Source organism: Pedomonas sp. (assembly GCF_036515995.1).
In the GTDB taxonomy this organism is placed as follows: domain Bacteria; phylum Pseudomonadota; class Alphaproteobacteria; order Sphingomonadales; family Sphingomonadaceae; genus Pedomonas.
This window is the reverse complement of sequence record NZ_DATBUP010000206.1, coordinates 1-18,058: the sequence shown is the minus strand read 5'-3', so window position 1 is coordinate 18,058 and position 18,058 is coordinate 1. Positions and strand designations below refer to the sequence as shown.

14 protein-coding genes and 4 pseudogenes are annotated in these 18,058 nt (G+C 57.2%); 8 read left to right on the top strand and 10 right to left on the bottom strand.

From position 1 onward, the window contains the following. Nucleotides 1-318: 318 nt before the first annotated feature. Nucleotides 319-726, top strand: a complete 408-nt coding sequence (locus VIG90_RS15175) for a hypothetical protein (protein ID WP_331594359.1) — start codon at nucleotides 319-321, stop codon at nucleotides 724-726. A gap of 362 nt (nucleotides 727-1,088) precedes the next feature. Continuing rightward, nucleotides 1,089-1,259, top strand: a pseudogene (locus VIG90_RS19900) (ISL3 family transposase); the annotation flags it as partial. Between the two features lie 97 nt (nucleotides 1,260-1,356). Here VIG90_RS19900 and VIG90_RS15170 read toward each other — a convergent pair. Continuing rightward, nucleotides 1,357-2,550: a DUF932 domain-containing protein gene (locus VIG90_RS15170; RefSeq protein ID WP_331594358.1), complete on the bottom strand. Its 1,194-nt coding sequence runs from the start codon at nucleotides 2,548-2,550 to the stop codon at nucleotides 1,357-1,359. An 878-nt stretch (nucleotides 2,551-3,428) separates the two neighbouring features. Continuing rightward, nucleotides 3,429-3,680, bottom strand: a complete 252-nt coding sequence (locus tag VIG90_RS15165) for a hypothetical protein (protein WP_331594357.1) — start codon at nucleotides 3,678-3,680, stop codon at nucleotides 3,429-3,431. Between the two features lie 463 nt (nucleotides 3,681-4,143). Between VIG90_RS15165 and VIG90_RS15160 the strand changes: the two genes are divergently transcribed. The 3 genes from VIG90_RS15160 to VIG90_RS15150 are packed head-to-tail and all read left to right on the top strand — an operon-like array spanning nucleotide 4,144 to nucleotide 9,483. Then, nucleotides 4,144-4,905 (top strand): ImuA family protein, encoded by a 762-nt coding sequence (locus VIG90_RS15160; RefSeq protein ID WP_331594356.1) that lies wholly within the window; start codon nucleotides 4,144-4,146, stop codon nucleotides 4,903-4,905. Further along, entirely contained in the window at nucleotides 4,820-6,343 is a 1,524-nt protein-coding gene (locus VIG90_RS15155; protein ID WP_331594355.1) for a DUF6504 family protein, read from the top strand. Before VIG90_RS15160 ends, VIG90_RS15155 begins: the two co-directional genes overlap by 86 nt. Then, nucleotides 6,340-9,483, top strand: coding sequence for an error-prone DNA polymerase (locus VIG90_RS15150; protein WP_331594354.1), 3,144 nt, complete (start codon nucleotides 6,340-6,342; stop codon nucleotides 9,481-9,483). Before VIG90_RS15155 ends, VIG90_RS15150 begins: the two co-directional genes overlap by 4 nt. 194 nt (nucleotides 9,484-9,677) lie before the next feature. On the opposite strand, the gene VIG90_RS15145 is transcribed toward VIG90_RS15150, so the two are convergent. Beyond that, nucleotides 9,678-10,133 (bottom strand): hypothetical protein, encoded by a 456-nt coding sequence (locus tag VIG90_RS15145; protein WP_331594353.1) that lies wholly within the window; start codon nucleotides 10,131-10,133, stop codon nucleotides 9,678-9,680. Nucleotides 10,134-10,424: 291 nt separating this feature from the next. Between VIG90_RS15145 and VIG90_RS15140 the strand changes: the two are divergent. Then, nucleotides 10,425-10,526: pseudogene (locus tag VIG90_RS15140) on the top strand (transposase domain-containing protein); the annotation flags it as partial. Nucleotides 10,527-11,120: 594 nt separating this feature from the next. Here the strand turns inward: VIG90_RS15140 and VIG90_RS15135 are convergent. After that, complete coding sequence (locus VIG90_RS15135; RefSeq protein ID WP_331594351.1) at nucleotides 11,121-11,612, bottom strand: hypothetical protein; 492 nt, start codon at nucleotides 11,610-11,612, stop codon at nucleotides 11,121-11,123. A 157-nt stretch (nucleotides 11,613-11,769) separates the two neighbouring features. On the opposite strand from VIG90_RS15135, the gene VIG90_RS15130 reads away from it, so the two are divergent. Further along, a complete protein-coding gene (locus VIG90_RS15130) occupies nucleotides 11,770-12,483 on the top strand; it encodes a hypothetical protein (protein WP_331594350.1) in 714 nt (237 codons plus the stop codon). A gap of 676 nt (nucleotides 12,484-13,159) precedes the next feature. On the opposite strand, the gene VIG90_RS19895 is transcribed toward VIG90_RS15130, so the two are convergent. The 3 genes from VIG90_RS19895 to VIG90_RS15120 form a co-directional block, all read right to left on the bottom strand. After that, entirely contained in the window at nucleotides 13,160-13,357 is a 198-nt protein-coding gene (locus VIG90_RS19895; protein WP_414695510.1) for a transposase, read from the bottom strand. A gap of 92 nt (nucleotides 13,358-13,449) precedes the next feature. Then, on the bottom strand, nucleotides 13,450-14,511 hold the full coding sequence (locus VIG90_RS15125; RefSeq protein ID WP_331594349.1) for a trypsin-like serine peptidase: 1,062 nt from the start codon (nucleotides 14,509-14,511) through the stop codon (nucleotides 13,450-13,452). Then, entirely contained in the window at nucleotides 14,492-15,934 is a 1,443-nt protein-coding gene (locus VIG90_RS15120; protein ID WP_331594348.1) for a hypothetical protein, read from the bottom strand. The genes VIG90_RS15125 and VIG90_RS15120 overlap by 20 nt, the downstream gene beginning before the upstream one ends. 278 nt (nucleotides 15,935-16,212) lie before the next feature. Between VIG90_RS15120 and VIG90_RS15115 the strand changes: the two are divergent. Further along, a pseudogene (locus tag VIG90_RS15115) lies at nucleotides 16,213-16,338 on the top strand (IS5/IS1182 family transposase); the annotation flags it as partial. A gap of 208 nt (nucleotides 16,339-16,546) precedes the next feature. Here the strand turns inward: VIG90_RS15115 and VIG90_RS15110 are convergent. The 3 genes and pseudogenes from VIG90_RS15110 to VIG90_RS15100 form a co-directional block, all read right to left on the bottom strand. After that, on the bottom strand, nucleotides 16,547-17,170 hold the full coding sequence (locus VIG90_RS15110) for a zeta toxin family protein (RefSeq protein ID WP_331594347.1): 624 nt from the start codon (nucleotides 17,168-17,170) through the stop codon (nucleotides 16,547-16,549). Continuing rightward, nucleotides 17,163-17,375 (bottom strand): hypothetical protein, encoded by a 213-nt coding sequence (locus tag VIG90_RS15105; protein ID WP_331594346.1) that lies wholly within the window; start codon nucleotides 17,373-17,375, stop codon nucleotides 17,163-17,165. The genes VIG90_RS15110 and VIG90_RS15105 overlap by 8 nt, the downstream gene beginning before the upstream one ends. A 216-nt stretch (nucleotides 17,376-17,591) precedes the next feature. Further along, nucleotides 17,592-18,058: pseudogene (locus tag VIG90_RS15100) on the bottom strand (IS5 family transposase); the annotation flags it as partial.

Below are 18,058 nucleotides of genomic sequence, written 5' to 3'. Positions count from 1 at the left end.
CCAGGATGGCCGGTCGCTATCGCGCGCACTACAGCTTGCATATCGCCGCCTCCCTACCTTCGCTGCGTTTCGGGCCTGTGCCCTGTAAAGAGGCGCTTTACAAGCTTTTTTGTTCCATATCTGTTCGACAGCCTTATTGTTGTTCGCCCAGTAACTGCCCTCCATGCCAGTGTTCTAACATACCAAATGTGGCTGTCCATCTTGATGAGCCATCTGCCGCCGCCGCATTAAAACGCTAGTTGTGAGCACCATGGCTCAGCCATTGCTTAAGCTCGCAATACCATCTTGCCCAAACCTTGTAGCCAAGCAGCGCTAGACTTGGGAAAGTACTGGACGATATCCGTTCAAAGGCTGTTATTCCTTGGCTCCGCTCCAACTGATCATCCATGGGTCGAGATCATCGCACGAGAACGTCCCGGAGCCTATGCACATGAAGCCAAGGAGGGAGCCACGGAGGCTCAGCAGGTTGTCGATCGCTGGCATCTGCTGTGCAACTGCTCCGAGGCGCTGCTGGATGCCCTGGAACACGGTTACCGCGCGGTTCGGAAGATTGGCAGATCTCTGGCTGGCCAGAATATGCCGTACCCGGAGAGTCTGCATCCTGGCAGCAAGGCAGAGCGCTTGCAGACACAGCGGTGGCACAACCGGAGAGTCGTGTTCGACCAGGTGAAGGAGTTGAGCCCCTGGGCCGGAGCCAACTCGCTGCGGCGTGGCGATCAAGCGTGAATTGGACCCTGATCTTAAGGCTAGCCGAAAAGGGCAGAGAGACAAGGCACCCGTATCCTCAGAGTGGATGGCTCTCAAGCCTGATGCAACGGAGTCCTTCTAGGATTATCTGCGTCATGGGTGGGCGCAGGGATGCCGGAACGCTACCCAGCTCTACCCCACAGTATGCGGATATCGGTACCAGGAAAACGCCAAGGCCTTCCGCCATTGGGTCAAGGTCAGATTGCGCGAAGGCACGCCTGCTTCGGCCCCGAGAACCGCTCCGATCACCTCGCCCTAAGGCCCCCTACCAAGGCGGCCGGTCTGGCGTGCCTCTTCCCGGCCATGATCCATACCCGGGAGAGCGATGCCTTGGTAGGACGGCTGGAGCGCGCGCGCCTGAGCCCGCTGTCGACGCCATTCGGGCGGCATTGACCCTTCCCTGGAGCAGCGGTCCGGTTGAGGGGGAGATCAACAAGCCCAAACTTGTCAAGCGGTCCATGTATGGCCATGCTGGCCTCGATCACCTGCGCGCCCGGGTCACAGTTAATTGAATTGAACTAAAATTGCGGAAGAGCTTACTTCTGAAGAGTATCGATCCGGTAATAACAAACCCTACCGAAAACTGTCTAGAATCAGTGGCCCGGCCTTTTAATGCAGAGCCTGCTGCATCAGCGTTTGAGCCTTAGCCTCGATGGCAATCCGGCTGTCCTGGTGAACTTCACTCCTCGCCCGGGCCGTGATGCCGCTCACAAAGTCAAATATGGTCTCAGGCGGACGTCCTTCTTCGGCCACAACCGTTTGGATGATCCGCTGTGCGTCGGTCTTGGTGAAGCCGCGCTTGCGCAGGAACACCTCCCGCTCCTCGTCGTCCGTCGCAACCACCCGCTGCCGCGCAGCGTTTATGCCGGAAATAAAGCTCGCTGGGCTTGAGTTGGCGAACCGGGCCAGAGCCGGCGCCGCTTCCAGGGCAAACCGATCGCCTGCAAATTTACTATGGCGGATCTTGATTTCCTGGAGATCCTGGCAGCCCCATAAGTTTCGGTTCATGCAGACTGCGCGAAGGTAGAATGTTGCAATGCCAAGCGTCGTACTGCCGACCTCGCTGTTCCAGGCGTAGAACCCACGAAAGAAGAGATCCGGCTCGCCATTCGGCAGTCGACCGGCCTCGATTGGGCGTGCATCGTCGCACAAGAATACAAAAACGTCGCGGTCGCTGGCGTAAAGCGTCGTTGTGTCCTTGGTCACATCGACATAAGGATTATGGGTCATGGTAGACCAATCCATCAGGCCTGGCACCTTCCAATTGGAATCCCCCATCCCGTCCCCAGCGATCTTCATGACAGCCTCAACCAGCTCGTGATCCCAGATGCGCCCGTACTCGGGGCCGGTCACGGCCCGCAGTTCCAGACGATGGTTGTCCGTCTCCAGAAGCTTGACTGCCTCGCTTCGTCTGCTCAGCAAACCATGCTGGAGATTGATGCCGGCCAGAGCACCGGGCAAAGAGCGCAGGTAAGATGCTGGCGCGCCCACCAGGCTACACAGCTGTCCAAACGACCAGTGGGTCGGCGTAATCGGCATGTCGCGATGGCGCGCCATAAGCCAAAGGCTCGAGCCATTGTCTTTGCTGGCCTCAACACGAATCATGTCCGATGGGACGATGCTGGTCGATGCTTGTTCGGACCGCCTTTTGACAGCCTGGTATAGCTCGCTGAGGCTCAAATACCGCTCGTCATCGGGGCGGCTGAACCACTCGCTCGAGACGCGACCGATGCGCTCGCCTCGGGTAATATCGACACGATACGCCCCGCTCATCGGCTTGGCGGAAATGATGCCAGTTTCCATAGCTCGTCCTCTCAGGTCTGGTGGAAGGAGGAGGCATCACGCTCCTGATACCTCTTTCACCCTCCCCTTTCCCTCCTTCTGCTTATGAGGCGGAGGACCGGGCTGTGCCGCATCAACTTAGAGCCTAACCGGCTATGGCCGTGGTAGTCGTTATTGCCAGAACAAAGGGATCGGCCAGTCTGGAACTATTCAAGGCCGCATGTCGCTGCACTGGGTGCCCGCTTATATAAAAATGAAGGGGCACTAAGATTATTTGCGACGCAGGTTCCTATACGTCAAACCGGCTTACTTAAATAATTTCGAATTATATCCACCCCTATTAGTGAAAGCATTACTATCAGATAACCAGCACACGATGCACAAATATAGAAGGCAATAAACCACAGATCTGATGTCCCAATTACATTGCGCTCGCATATTACGTACGCCGCGATTATCAAACATACTGCAGTTGATATATGGGATATTACGCTATGCTTAGCCACTTTTGCCATAACGACGTTAAATCCTACGCAAAAAATGCCCCCTACAATCGACAGAAAAAAGACTTTGTCTATGTCCGACCATGGCGCAAAGGGCTGTCCTATCTGAAGCTGTCTCAATCCGACGGCAAGAAGGGATGCTAGAATGGGCCCGATCCAGATGCCATAAAATGCCCAGTTAAGATGCAACAAAGATAGCGGCATAGGTCCATTTTTCATATTTTTTCTTTCTTGTTCAATACACTCCAGTATGTTCATATGCGCCGCGAGAAACATGTACTACCGCCTCTAGTGCATATTTCTGGGCTGGATTATCAAGGGTGGAGCACCTATTAACAACAACCTCCAATCTATTTTTATGAATAGTTCACATATAATATTTACATTGATTATTTTTCATTCTTGTTTTGATATTTCTTTAAGAATTAAATTGGCCAAATCATTGACGTTATGAACGGACCGGTACAGCACTCGTTCATTTCTGATTCTAAAAATCCTCTCCAGAGACAATATGACCAGCGTCAAATCGTCTGTATCCAAGTGCATATCTTCTACAAATCTAGCGTCATCGGAAAATGCCTCGTCGTAGTATTTTCCCACTTCTTTACGGATCGCCTGTCGGACATATTCGAACAGTTCATTATTCATAATAAAACTGACCCTAAATAGAATCATTACAATGCAATTTGTCGGTCAGAGCTTAATACTGCCTCATCGGAAAAAGCATGCTTACAATGAAATTTGCTTGTACGATTACAATACCTATTCCGGCTCTTCCGAATGATTTCTTTTTATACCAACGCTCTGATGCGATCTTCGTGCAAACCGGTTCCTTGCAAGACTGAATGTCAAGCGGTCCGCTACAGTTTCAACGGCAAAAGTAATATAAAGCCTGAGGTCCGAACGGAGCTTGGTGCCAAGCGCCCGTTTCTGTCCATCACAGGCAACCGCTTGGTTTATACGCACGAGCAGACGCAAGTCACCGACAGCTTTCGGCGATCTCGGCAGCAGAAAGAACACCATTACGCCTCCCGTCGAATCTTCCTTGACTCTGCGCAATGAAAATAAGAACAGATAGGGAACATTCCGCCGATTCCAGCGATGGACAAGTATGACAAGCGTAGGGCCAAAAATCGCCATAGAGCACCTGCGTGCGCAGATCGAAAGGATCGAAGGTAGAAGCCTGCGCGCCAGATCGGTCCTGCCCTTTGGGGTGGCCGAGGTAGACGCGCGCCTGCCCGGCGGGGGCCTGGTTCTGGGGGCTCTGCATGAAGTCGCCGGCGGCGGCAATGGCGCGGTGGATGGTGCCGCTGCGGCGCTTTTCGTGGCTGGAGTTGCGGCCCGCACGACGGGTAAAGTCTTATGGTGTCTGACACGGCCGGATCTCTTCGCGCCGGCACTGGCACAGGCTGGCCTCTGCCCGGACCGCGTGCTCTATGTCGAGGCGGACGATGACTCCACGGTTCTTGCCTGCATGGAAGAGGCGCTGCGCCATGGCGGACTTGGCGCTGTTGTTGGTGAGCTTGCGCGCCTGTCTATGACCGCATCGCGCCGGCTGCATCTGGCGGCCGAAGGAACCGGCTCCATCGGCGTCGCGCTGCGGCGCTGGCGGCGGCAGACCGAGACCGTTGATTTTGGACAGCCCACAGCGGCCGTGACGCGCTGGCGCATCTCGGTCCTGCCGTCGGCGCCGCTGCCTGTGCCGGGCGTGAGCCGGCATCGCTGGCTGGTTGAGCTTATCCGCACTCGTGCGGGCGAAAGTGCAGATTTTGTTTTGGAGGCATGCGATGAGACGGGTCGTCTCGCTGTACCTGCCGACCTGGCCAACGGATCGGGTGCGGCGGATGGCTGGCGGCGAGGCGCTTTCGGCTGAAACGCCGCTTGTCCTGGTCGGTCGGGAAGGTAGCAGGCGGGTCGTGCGGGCAGCGGATGCTGCCGCTCAGGCCGCTGGCCTTCATGCCGGCATGCCGGTTGCCAAGGCTCAGATTCTTGTGCCTGATCTGGTTATGGAAGATGCCTCCCCGGCTGCGGACGCCGAGGCGTTGGAGCGGCTGGCCGTGTGGATGTTGCAACGTTTCGCGCCCATCGTCGCCGCCGATCCGCCCGACGGCATCGTCATCGATTCAACCGGTGCCGACCATCTTCACGGCGGCGAGGCGGCGATGCTCGATGGGCTCGTCGGCCGCCTGGCTCTATCGGGTGTGACGGCGCGGGCCGCGATTGCCGATAGTTGGGGAGCGGCTCACGCTCTTGCGCGGTATAGTGCCGATCCGGTCTGCATCGCACCGGCCGGGCATGGGCCATCCGTCCTGGTGCCTTTGCCGATCGAGGCCCTGAGGCTCCCGCATCGGATGGCGGCGGATCTGCGCGTTCTCGGCTTTGATCGCATTGGCGACCTGCTCGCGCAGCCGCGGGCTCCGCTGACTTTGCGCTTCGGGCCTGAGCTGGAGCGACGCCTGCGGCAGGCATTGGGAGAACTGGCCGAGCCAATCGAGGCTGTTCGTTCGCCAGACCTGATCGAGGCACGCCGGGCATTTGCCGAGCCCATCGGGGCGGCCGAGACGATCGCACGCTACATCGGAAAGCTGGTCGATCAGCTCTCCAGGAGTCTCGAAGAGAAAAGTCTTGGTGCACGCCGGCTCGACCTGCTCTGCAACTGCGTCGACAACCGCACCGAAGCGGTCCGGGTCGGCCTGGCGACGCCGGTCCGGGATGCGCAGCGCCTCACCCGGCTGCTCTGCGACAAGATCGAGACCATCGACCCCGGCTTTGGCATCGAGATCATGACACTGACGGCAACGATCACCGAGCCTGTGGGCCGCAGGCAACTGGCAAGTTCACTCATCGAGGCGGCAGCACCCGACATCTCGGGTCTTATCGATACCCTGGCCAACAGGATTGGCGCGCGGGCCGTCTACCGTGTAGCCCCCGTCGCCAGCGACATACCTGAGCGCTCCGTTTGCCGGATTCCGGCTATGTCTCCTGACACCGGTGCGACTTGGCCCGGCCACTGGCCCCGCCCCTCCCGCCTGCTGGTCCGGCCGGAGCCGATCGAGACGGTCGCACTATTGCCTGATCATCCGCCGGCGTCGTTCACCTGGCGGGGTGCCCGACGACGCGTCAAGCGTGCTGATGGCCCGGAGCGGGTCTTTGGCGAGTGGTGGAAATGCGATGCTGAACTCGTGGCCGTGCGCGACTACTTCCGGGTCGAGGACGAGGCTGGCGAGCGCTACTGGATCTACCGCGCCGGTGACGGCGAGCATCCGGAAACCGGCTCGCACCGCTGGTTCCTGCATGGGGTGTTCGGATGACGGCCCGATACGCCGAGCTGGAGGCGACCAGTCACTTCAGCTTTCTACGCGGCGCGTCCTCGGCGGAGGAGCTGTTTGGACGCGCGGCCCTCCTTGGCATCGAGGCGCTCGGCATCGTCGATCGCAATTCTTTGGCCGGCATGGTGCGCGCCCATGAAGCGGCCAAGGCAAATGGCGTAAGGCTTATCGTCGGCTGCCGGCTTGATCTGGTCGATGGCATGTCGGTTCTGGTTTATCCGACCGACCGGCCAGCTTATTCCCGGCTCTGCCGGCTCCTGTCGCTTGGCAAGCGGCGTGGCGGCAAAGGGAAATGTCGTCTCGAATGGGCGGATCTTGTCGCCTATGGCGATGGCCTGATCGCGGTCTTCGTGCCTGAAGTCGCGGACGAGCATTGCGGCCTCTGGCTGCGCCGCCTGCGGGAAGCCTTCGGCAATCGCGCCTACATGGCGTTGACGCTTCGGCGGCGCCCCAATGACCAGGTGCGCCTCCATGAGCTCTCCAATCTGGCGACGCAGATGCGTGTGCCAACCGTGGTGACCAACGACGTCCTGTTCCATGAGCCTGATCGCCGCATACTTCAGGATGTGGTCACTGCCATCCGTCATAACACCACCATCGACATGCTTGGCGACAGGCGCGAGCGGCATGCGGATCGCTACCTCAAGCCGCCGGAGGAGATGCACCGGCTGTTCAGCCGCTACCCTGAGGCCATGGCGCGTACACTGGAAATCGCCGATCGCTGCCGCTTTTCCTTGGACGAGCTGGCCTACCAGTACCCTGAGGAGCGCGAAGACCCCTCGCTCACCCCTCAGCAGACGCTCGAAAAGCTGACCTGGGAGGGGGCTGAGCGGCGCTATCCGGACGGGGTGCCGGACAGCACGCGCGCCATCCTCCATCATGAGCTACAGTTGATCGAGAAGCTCGGCTATGCGCCCTACTTTCTGACCGTCTACAACATCGTACGCTTTGCCCGCTCGCAGGAGATTCTATGCCAGGGTCGCGGCTCGGCCGCCAACTCGGCGGTTTGCTATGTGCTCGGCATCACCAGCATCGACCCCAGTCGTCATGACCTGCTCTTCGAGCGCTTTGTATCCGAAGAGCGCCACGAGCCACCTGATATCGACGTCGACTTCGAGCACGAGCGGCGCGAGATTGTCATGCAGTGGATCTTCGACACCTACGGGCGCGACCATGCTGCTCTGTGCGCAACGGTGATCCGATACAGGACCAAAGGCGCGCTGCGCGACGTCGGCAAAGCACTCGGCCTGCCCGAGGATTTGCTGCAGACGATCTCCCGTCAGGTCCGAGGCTGGTCGGATGATGGTGTCACGGACGCCCAGATCAAAGAGCTCAACCTCAACTTTACAGACCGCCGCTTACGCCTGACATTGGATCTCGCCCGCCAGCTGCAGGGCGCGCCGCGGCACCTCAGCCAGCACCCCGGCGGCTTCGTGCTGACCCAGGATAGGCTCGATGATCTGGTCCCGATCGAGCCGGCCGCCATGGCGGACCGGCAGGTCATCGAATGGGACAAGGACGACATCGATGCGTTGAAATTCATGAAGGTCGATATCCTGGCGCTTGGCATGCTCAGTTGCATGCGGCGGGCCTTTGATCTGCTCGCTGCTCACAAGGATATCAGGCTCGACCTTGCCACGATTCCGGCCGAGGATCCGCGCACCTATGCGATGATCCGCAAGGCCGATACGCTCGGAACCTTTCAGATCGAAAGCCGCGCCCAGATGGCGATGCTGCCGCGGCTGAAGCCGCGTACCTATTATGATCTCGTTATTCAGGTTGCAATTGTCCGGCCGGGTCCCATTCAGGGCGACATGGTGCACCCATATCTGCAGCGCCGGGAGGGACTGGAGCCGGTCCGCTTTCCGAAGCCAGAGCTGGAGAGGGTACTGGGTAAGACGCTCGGCGTGCCCCTGTTTCAGGAGCAGGCGATGCGGGTGGCGATCGAGTGTGCCGGCTTCACTCCGGGCGAAGCGGACATGCTCCGCAAGTCGATGGCCACCTTCAAGCATACCGGCGGCGTCTCCGCCTTCGAGGAGAAGCTGGTCAACGGCATGGTCGCCAACGGCTATGATCGGGAGTTTGCCGAGCAGACATTCCGGCAGCTCGAGGGTTTCGGCAGCTATGGGTTCCCAGAAAGCCATGCCGCTTCGTTTGCGCTGATCGCCTATGCCTCGGCATGGATGAAATGCTGGCATCCGGACGTCTTCTGCGCCGCATTGCTCAACTCCCAGCCGATGGGCTTCTATGCGCCGGCACAGATCGTGCGGGACGCCGCAGTCCATGGCGTTGAGATCCGCCCCGTCTGCATCAATGCTTCGCGGTGGGACTGCACTCTCGAGCCGACCGGCGATGAAAGCCGCTTTGCCGTGCGGCTGGGGCTCCGCATGGTCAAAGGGCTGGCCAACCGGCACGCCGCATCGATCCTGGCAGCTCGCGGCAACTTACCCTTCGCTTCGGTTGAGGACTTGTGGCGGCGGGCGACCGTTCCCCCTGGGACATTGGTCCAGCTCGCCGAGGCGGATGTGTTTCGCCCAGGTCTTGGCCTCGCCCGCCGGGAAGCCTTATGGACCATCCGCGCCTTGCAGGACGAGCCACTACCCCTGTTCGCGGCAGCCGCCGCGCGGGAGGCCGAAACCGTGCCAGAGATCGTCGAACCTGCCGTGGCACTGAAGCCAATGACGGCTGGTGCGGAGGTGGTCGAGGATTATGGCCATGTCGGGCTGTCTTTGCGCGCCCACCCCGTCTCCTTCCTGCGCCAGGATCTCCGCCAGCGGCGCTTCGCCACTTGTGCCGAGGCCATCGGCGGACGTGATGGCCGGTGGTTGGAGATCGCCGGCATCGTCCTGATGCGCCAACGCCCGCAAACCGCCAAAGGCGTGCTGTTCGTGACGCTGGAGGACGAGACCGGGATTGCCAATCTGGTCGTCTGGCCCACGGTCTATGAGGCCAATCGGCGGACGCTTCTTGCAGCGAGGCTGCTGGCCGTGCGGGGCCGGGTCCAGCGTGAAGGTGAAGTGGTCCATGTGGTGGCACAGAAGGTGGCCGACCTCTCGGCTGAACTTGCCGGAATTAGCAGTCGCGACGCGCCTTTTCTGCCGCAGCCACGATCGTGGCGGTAGGGAAGCACATGACCTCTCGCCGGTAATCACTGGTTATTCTTATAGCTGACGGGCTACACCAGACCGGGCCATCAAAGCAACGTCGATCAGGGCAAAGCACGCACAAGCTGACTTGGGCGCGCAGCCACGGGGAGTTCCCGGGAAACTACGGTTGTAAACTTCTCAGAGCGATTGCCCCTGTCGGTCAAATGGATTTATGGACGCAGTGCTTGGCGGAGCTGCTTCAACGCAGGACTGTCGCCATACGCGATCTCGCCACAGCTGGTGGCTGCATAGGCTAATCCAAGATGTGCACCTTTTCCCGCAAAATCACCTGGATTAAAATGCGCTGAGAATGCCTCTCTTGGCTCGAGGCGAATCGGTAATTTTCCACCACTCGTGAGGGACGGATTGAGAAGTGCCGCGCGACGAGGCCTCTTACCACGCGCCCGACCGTAGACAATGCCTACCTCACTGATCGTAACGGCAAACGAACTGAGATTGATGACTTCAATGGAAAAGGCTCGGAAGCCCGTTCCGACAGCAGTAGCAACGGCTGGTCTCACCCGTAGCCGAAGACGGCGTTGGCTGATCGCATTCCACGTATTCATGACGCCGAGCACCGCGCCAAGCACTGCGAGGCCAAGTGTTAAAGCATCTTTCCAGAGCATGTACTGTCCTTAAACTGACAAGCGCGTCCACGATTGCACCGTGCGGTTTATGGTAATAGCGAAGCTATCCATGTGAACGATGACTGATATGAGGCAAGCGCCAAGCTGAAGCCGTACCGGCGACGTATTTCATGGTATAGAGGGCGTCGATTTCGCTGTTCGGCCAGCCATTACCACTGCACTAGAAGGCCCGGGCGAGGCAGGCAAGCGGATCAACGCTTTTCAATGTGCCTAACTAGAGCAGCATTGTGAGGGTGGCCCAAGTCCGCCCCCGCCGTCGCTGCTTGCATGCTCAATTGCGTCAAGCCCCAAAGCTACAGCGTGGATGTCATTGAGAAGATCGCCGGCGGGTGGCCAGCCTCCTGCGCCGACGAACTCATGCCATGGAACTAGTCACCACAAAACAACGCTACCTAATCCCCATAATCGGCGTGCTCCAGAGCACGCTTATGTCTCGGACGCCTCCAAGGCCGGACCAGCGGATATCCGCCGTATGCCCACCGTTGGCGCCAAAGCGCAATTGAGCTGGTGGAGGCTCAAATCGATCCCCAATGGATCGTGGCTAGCAGACAGGTCCCCAGAAAGCCGACGATTCTTGTAAGCCATTGCCTAGGCCAGCAAGGTGGCCAGAATTATCGGGGCTATGCTGATTAAATGCCAAGATTGCCGGAATGTGGCACCGAACGATGCCGCACGGTGACCAGCCCCATCACTCAGCTGAATGCTGGAAATGCGGTGAAAGAAGGCGAGAACCCATATGGACAAAATGATCGAGCTGATCTGGAGCGGAAATTCATCTGAGAGTTCTGAGTATGAAGCTCGCCCAACAGACTTGGATCTGAGCCACAGGTTACCAAAGTAACCCGCGGCCTGTGAAAGCGCCCGACCCACAGGCCTGACAGAAGGCTGCGCTGGATAGCACTCAGAGGGCCAAAAATTTCTTGCACAACGGACGGCAGCTACTGACGACCTTGAAAGATGGTCTACTCAGGGTTTACGATCAGGGGCTTTATTGCTTCTATGCCAAAGGTGAGGCCCCCCTTTGAGACGTCTGATAGCTGCAATTTTTCCATCCTGAATGTCGTAAGATACCGCATCATATGTCCAGCAACACTCTGCAGGTAATTGCCCCCCGAAGCTGCCGACCGTGTTGCTATATTCAATAAATAGAAAATGATTAGTAGTATAATACCCCGATTTAATTTCTACAAAAACGCCTTCTGTTAGAAGTCGCTCCGATAACAGTCTTATCCATTCAGATTTTTCCGAAGAAACAAGTCTGCCATCTTCGTAGACTTTCACGTCGTCTGTTAGCAGGCGAGAGTATTTTTCAACATCCTTGTCTGCCAACGATTGTGCGATTTCGTCCGCCAGATTAAGTTGCCCAGGCATAGGCGGGGGTGGGGGCACTTGCGCTGCAGATACACCAGCCACGCTAACTACGAGTAAGAACCAGGCGTTCAGCAGCAGTTTTCTCACATCAAGCTCCAGTCGTCGTCATCGTTAAATGATGCGTCCTGCATCGCCTATCATCGGCTAGTTCTCCGTTGTGATCAATCAGGCCCTCAAAAATCACCTCTTGCGCAACCTGTTAAGATAGATATTCTATATTAGTATTTATGGATAGGTTTCTAGAATGTCGGCTTCGGAAATCGTCGTTATTGCCCGCGCACTTGAGGTTCCGGTTTTTAGCTACGCTACGGCAGTATCGGGTGGCGGCGGCAGTGGCCCTGGCGGCGGCGGGATCAATGCAGCGATCCGAGAGGCGATGCAAATCGCTCAGTTTAGCATTACCGTAGACGCTGACGCAGACACTCCTGAAATCCGTGTCGTTGTGCAGCAGTTTAAAACTACAATGCAGAATTTCCTCGTTCCATACACCGCGTATATAGGCAAGACCGTGACTCTACCGTTTATAGGTCAAGTACCGGGAAATCTGGTGAGAGGCATATTATCCAGCTTAAAATTTAAAGTTGTGTCGAAGGACTTTGGACCGGGCCGCGCTGGGGCTAATTTGGCAGGTACTAACGATATCAGTATTCCAGTTGAAATTAACAAACAGCAGTTGTTGGCCTACAGCCAACTTCCTGGCGGCCTCGCGTACCTGATCGCTCATGAGGCTGCACATTCATTCAAGCAGATGAGGGAATTCAACGCGCAGATGTTTACTCAATACCAAGCTGGCGCGGGTCGTGGACTGAGCTATAATCAGCAGGTTGCTCAGTTTCCTACCGATGCTGCAACGTTTGGCTTGAATGAGGCGAGGACAAATACCATCGCGCGCGCCATAATGCAGCAAGTCAACATGGCTCCTATTGGTTTTACCCCAAGCTGGGGTTATGCACAGTAGATTGATTTGCCAGATGCAACTTGTATCGACGATATTGGGAATATCATCGCAGTGTCGGACGCGCTCTGTCGCTGATCCCAAGGCAGGGCTTTTCTGACGTCAGAGATCATGATGCGCTCCCCGAATTTCAGCCGACCTGAAGTAAAACCCTCTGCTGTTGATGCCCTGACCGGCCCGTGATGAAAGTTACCCCCGACAGTAAGGATCCGCAACCGTCGGCCGTCAATGAGGGCATCGCTGAGAAAATCCGTTGACCAGCATTGATTGGGCCCTTCGGGTTTCACCTTGGGCGCTCGCGTCCCCAAGGCACGCTTGCGACTACTGAGGCAACGCACTGCCGGTTGCTCCTCCCGGTAGAGTCTGACAAGCTTCTTAGGCTGCATGGCTCCCTCCTCCTTCCCGGGCCAGGTGCCCTTCCGTCCTGCGGTAGCCGAAGCGTTGACGCTCAGCCGCCAGGGTGCGCACGAGTGTGGATCTCGGTGTCCTTCAGCCTGGTTGGGCCGTAGCGGGCAATTAAGCGTTCCGCGCCTAACCCCAGCCATGTCGGCCTCTTGCTCACCTCGTGTTCGGCATGACGATAAGTGACAGCCGATCTCATCGCGGTTGGCATCGCCACTTCTTTGAAACCGTGTTTTTCAGTGAGGCATTATCGAGCTTGGCTCAGCCAGAAGCATCTTCAGCCTTGCATTATCGCCCCCAGCGCCTCCAGCCACTTGGCCTTGGACTCCTCCATGCCCTGGTACCTGGCCTTCCATTTGCAAAAGGCGGTTTTACTGAGCCCTTGCCGGCGACAGACATCCCCGATCGTGGCCTCCGTCCACCCCTCCCGCAGGACCCCAGTCGTCTGTTCGGCAGTAAAACGGCTGCGCTTCATCAACGTCTTGCGACGGTAACGAGACTCTACCTTGAAACGGAGGAAGCTACGGGGAGCCCGTCAAGACTATGCAGCAAAGAACTTTCGTCTTTCTACCGTGTGTTCTGCTGAAAAAAGGTGAACAGTTCGGGTGTGATCCGCCGAGCTCGGTTGGACGGACGCCCGGCACTGGTGCCATAAGTATGAATGCCCAAGCCAATACGCTGAACCCGATCGGTCCAGAACACTGGTGCGCCGCTCTGACCTTCTTCGGTATCGATCTGATGGTAAATAAAGTGTTTCTCTGCGCCCGAAAGCCGCCCGGCATCATACCATTGAGTTGCGGGACGATCCTTCGGGTAGCCGGCAAGATTAACAATTACTCGCTGGAGGTTAGCATCCGAAACTGCAGCGTAGCCGAAAAAACCGACGCCAGGGTCCGTGTTAAGAAAGATCAGCGCAAAATCGAGTACCGGGTCGTAGGACCCCCGCCAAGCTGGATTCCATAGTGAACCTGATACTTCGAATTGGCCGTAAGGAGCGGCACCTCGCTCGTAACCTGGCGTCACAATGATGCGGCGCGCATCACGACCTTCCTCGTGGTGCACACAGTGTGCTGCCGTCACGAGCGTCCGCGGACCAATGAACCAACCCGTTCCCCGACCTGTTTGACCAGACGTATAAAAGATCTGAAGCAGAGCAATGCAGCGCCATGGCAGTGAAGCCGCATTGGGGACCGGTCGTCGCGTATCACTCCCAATCACCGACTCCGGCACCCACACCGTCTCGGCAGTCTGCACCGAGCCCTGTCGGGAGAATTGGGGCCAGTGCACCGCACCGGGCTGCGCCAAGTGCATGGTCAGCGCGGGCGTTGAATCAAAGCCAGGAACATGTTCGAGCGAACCGCCACCAAAGGTTTCATTCATAAAGGAGCGCGCTACTTGCACTCCTTCAACCTGCTTGCCAGCGAGTGCCGTGGCGACCCCTAGGGAATCTTCGCTTGAACAGATCGGCAGTTGCACGGTGTCGTTATAGATCACCTCCTCAACTGCGACGATCGACTTCGCTTCGTCTATGATCGCCGGCGCGGCAGGTCGATCTGAAGTACGGCGTTTCTGCCGCGTGGTTCTGGCAGGTGATTTGCCGACCTTCAGTTCACTTGGGTTCCTTGCCATCGCTTCCTCCCTGAATGAGCGTACCAAGTACGTCTCCGGCATCAACGCCGACCGCCGCGTCCGGCTTTGGCTTGGGTTGCTGTTGACCAGCCGGTGCCTGCGGCTGACCTATACCGCGTGCCCCTTGTTGGCCGTCTGCAGCGTTGCGGGTGCGCTCCGCCTCATTCTGGGTGCTGCTGGGTAGTAAAGTGGTTCCGAGCCCCGAGCCTGGCCCAAGTCCAGGCACGTAGGCAAACATCATGGCTTTGGCCGCGCTGAGGCCAGCTTCTGCTTTCCCCTTGTCCTGGGCGAGATCGTGCGCGGCTTCGAGTTGTTCTTCCGCCTCGCGGAGCTGCGTGCGTGCTTCGACGAGTTCCTTGTCTTTATTCGTAAGATTAATACGGAGCTGCACTAGTTCGCTCACTGCGGCAAAAGCGCCTTTGATGATCTTGAAGGGCGTTTCCGCGACTGCGAGGAATTCACTTCCTTTTTCCACCTCGGCTGAGCTGATCGAGCCGTTCGTGAATATGAGCGTATGAGTAGTCTTCGTGAAGGTGGTACGCATGAGCGAGTAGGGAACGGCGTCCGATCCATTCGGAAGTAGGAACTGCTCGCTGGCAAACGGGACCCCGTTCACCTGAAAAGCAAGGAGCGCAGGACTGAGCTTGCGCGCACAAATACCGACTGTACAAGGTTCTACGGCTACGGACTTGTCGAACCTGAAGGGCTTATAGGCGAAAGCAAGCGAGATCACCGGCGCATGATACGTTGCGGCTGCCCGGCAGACTGGTGTTCGGACAGTCGCCTGTTCCGTCAGCTTCCGAACTCTTGTCGCACTCGTCTCCCCATCAACATCACGCTCACCCTCGAGTGCTTGAGCAACGGCGTTCTCGCACTCCCGAGTGAGGGATGGGAGAATTGATTTTGCCAGCACTTCGTTCAGCCATCTCTCGACGCGCCTCCATTCGTCCTGATCAGCAGGATCGAACGTGTAATCAAACAGAATTTCGCCAGCAGACTGGTCGATTTTTTCGATCGCACTCTCGGGACGTCCGAGGAGGAGCTTGCCAATTGCCTCAACGATCGCGGCAGACTGGTCGTCTGCCTCGCCGTTGATTGCGGTGAGCAGATCGTCCTCGACAGTAACCTTGAGTTTGTCGATTGAAGTGCCGCTCGGTCGATAGGAGAGCAGATATGACGCGCTTGGGTCCGGAATGAACTTGGGCTGATCAATAATGATCGCGATTCCGTTCATGTCCCGGATGAGGCCGACCCGAACCAGCGCTTTAGGCAGGGAATAGGGTATTCCGGATATACCGGCCTTTGTCGAAGATCGGGACGGGGTGCTCGAGCTATAACTACCAGCCAGCGTAGAACAACCAGCGAGACACGTCGTCGCAAGCAATAACAACACGCAACGAGCGCGTTTCAAATCTTCCAGCATTGCCGCCCCCAAAGCACAAATGTCCGACCCGGACCAACGATGACAACCACCCAAATAACCAAGCAACTGTAGACAATAGGCATTTATAGTTCGAGTTTGCGAGTATATTGCTAATATTTGTCAACACCCGAGCATGTTACAGTGGTTTTTTGATCGCTGCCGAAAGGCTTGCGGTTCTATTTGATGGAAGTTACGGACTAGGTAGATAACCGGTACAACTTTCCGTGTTGCTGGGCATCTCAGCCTTCTGATTGGGTTTGGCTGCTTGGAAGGCTGGTATGGCACGCCTGTTTTGGCTTTCGGATGAGGCATGGGCACGGACCGAGTCGCTGCTGCCACATGGCGAGCCGGGTAAGCCCCAGGTAGATGACCGGCGTGTGATTTCCGGTATCTTGCACGTCCTGCCGCTGGCGCGATGTGCTGGCGGCTTATGGACTTGCACAATCGCTTCAAAAGCCCCACTCAGGCTCCCAAAAGCCTTCAAGGCAGCCGGTCAAGCCAGCCAAGCCCGCCGGGTTATTTGTCCCAGTGGTTACAGCTCATCAAGACGTCAGCAATTGCTAGAACAGGCACCGCTCTCAGGTTCTGAACGGCTCTCCGCCCTGAAAATTATTAACGCTGATCTAAATCATCTGTGAATGAGTATAGTTTTCTTGCCCAGGCATGATCTTGACTATAGATTTTGAAAACTGCGCCTTCTCTCGTCCGAAATTGCAGTTCCGCAGGACGATCATCGACCGAGTTATCGTAGACGTAAGCTCGATCTACTTCTGCCAGCACCTCGGCCAGATTTGCGATGGATTTAGAGTAGCGAGAAATAATTTTTGGAATTGGCACGTCGTGTCCGCCTTCCATGACTCGCCGCGTGACACGTGCAGCATTGATTTCCGGAGAATCTGTACCAACGAAAAATATCCGGACAAAATACCCTGCAGCAAGCGCTTTTCGAACGTATTCGACTTTCTCGCCAGAAGAAAAAACTGTCTCGAAAGCGATGGATTTGCCTTCGTCTAGCAGCTTATAGCGCAGCTCCGTTGCGTAGCGTGCAGCATCTGCAACAGCCTGTGGCGAATTCCAGTCCCCGAACCGATCGCGCGCAATAAAATCAGGGTTGATATACTCGCAGCCATCTGCCCAGTTGTGATCGAGGATATTCGTCGTCAGTTCCGTTTTTCCCGAGCCATTAGGCCCAGCAACGACCAAGAGGACGGGACGTTGAGGCTGCACTTCAGCCACCCAACGTTTCCAACCCGGTTGATGCAACCTTCAGGATTTTCCTGGATTTTGCTCGCGAGGCCTGAATTTTGGCCTTAAGGTCAGATTCCAGGATCAGCAATGCATTATTACGCTTCGCTATGGCGCGCTTGTGGGTATCGCTCATCAATTGATTGAGTGCTTGATCGGTCGGTTCAAACTCTGGGTCCATCAGCATTTTCGTCATAGCGCACGCTCCTCTAATAATGAAAGATAGGCGCTTAACGCCATTCATGCAACGCACGTCTCACACGGAAGTCTCTCGAGGGGACCAGCGCATCGGGGCAAAGTTCAGGCCGGCAAGCCAACTGTTCCGTCCCACCAATGAACTCGAGACGCGTCTTTATTGGTTAGCAGCCCAAGCGAGGAAGATGGACCACGAGTACCTGACTAGGGCGTAGACTCATAACGAGGCGCACCATAAGCGTGCACAGATGAGTTTGACTGCGGCAAGATAATTGTCGGGGTCCTTGTCATAGCGCGTTGCAATGCCCCGGAACTGTTTGATGCGATTGAAGAAACGCTCAACCAGGTTGCGCTGACGGTAAAGCCAGGACGAGAAACCAAAGGGCTGCTTGCGGTTGGATCGGTTGGGAATATTGGCCCAGATGGTCCTGGCTTCTGCTGCCTGGCGGATTGCGTTGCTGTCGTAGCCCTTGTCGCCCAGCAGCGTTGCGCCATCAGGGATATCCTCAATCAACGCTTCCGCCTCACAGGCATCGTGCACCTGACCGCCGGTCAACCGGAGGCGAACAGGACGTCCCTCAGCGTCGACAAGAGCATGGAGTTTGCTGGTAAGGCCGCCCCGGGAACGTCCCATGCCATGATCACTGGATCCCCCTTTTTGCCGGTCGCACCGTTCTGGTGGAC

Coding starts and splice junctions, on each gene's coding strand:
- VIG90_RS15125 (WP_331594349.1), bottom strand. CDS start 14,511: ATGGCAAGGAACCCAAGTGAACTGAAGGTCGGCAAATCACCTGCCAGA.
- VIG90_RS15155 (WP_331594355.1), top strand. CDS start 4,820: ATGAGACGGGTCGTCTCGCTGTACCTGCCGACCTGGCCAACGGATCGG.
- VIG90_RS15160 (WP_331594356.1), top strand. CDS start 4,144: ATGACAAGCGTAGGGCCAAAAATCGCCATAGAGCACCTGCGTGCGCAG.
- VIG90_RS15130 (WP_331594350.1), top strand. CDS start 11,770: ATGTCGGCTTCGGAAATCGTCGTTATTGCCCGCGCACTTGAGGTTCCG.
- VIG90_RS15150 (WP_331594354.1), top strand. CDS start 6,340: ATGACGGCCCGATACGCCGAGCTGGAGGCGACCAGTCACTTCAGCTTT.
- VIG90_RS15105 (WP_331594346.1), bottom strand. CDS start 17,375: ATGACGAAAATGCTGATGGACCCAGAGTTTGAACCGACCGATCAAGCA.
- VIG90_RS15120 (WP_331594348.1), bottom strand. CDS start 15,934: ATGCTGGAAGATTTGAAACGCGCTCGTTGCGTGTTGTTATTGCTTGCG.
- VIG90_RS15145 (WP_331594353.1), bottom strand. CDS start 10,133: ATGCTCTGGAAAGATGCTTTAACACTTGGCCTCGCAGTGCTTGGCGCG.
- VIG90_RS19895 (WP_414695510.1), bottom strand. CDS start 13,357: ATGAAGCGCAGCCGTTTTACTGCCGAACAGACGACTGGGGTCCTGCGG.
- VIG90_RS15165 (WP_331594357.1), bottom strand. CDS start 3,680: ATGAATAATGAACTGTTCGAATATGTCCGACAGGCGATCCGTAAAGAA.
- VIG90_RS15170 (WP_331594358.1), bottom strand. CDS start 2,550: ATGGAAACTGGCATCATTTCCGCCAAGCCGATGAGCGGGGCGTATCGT.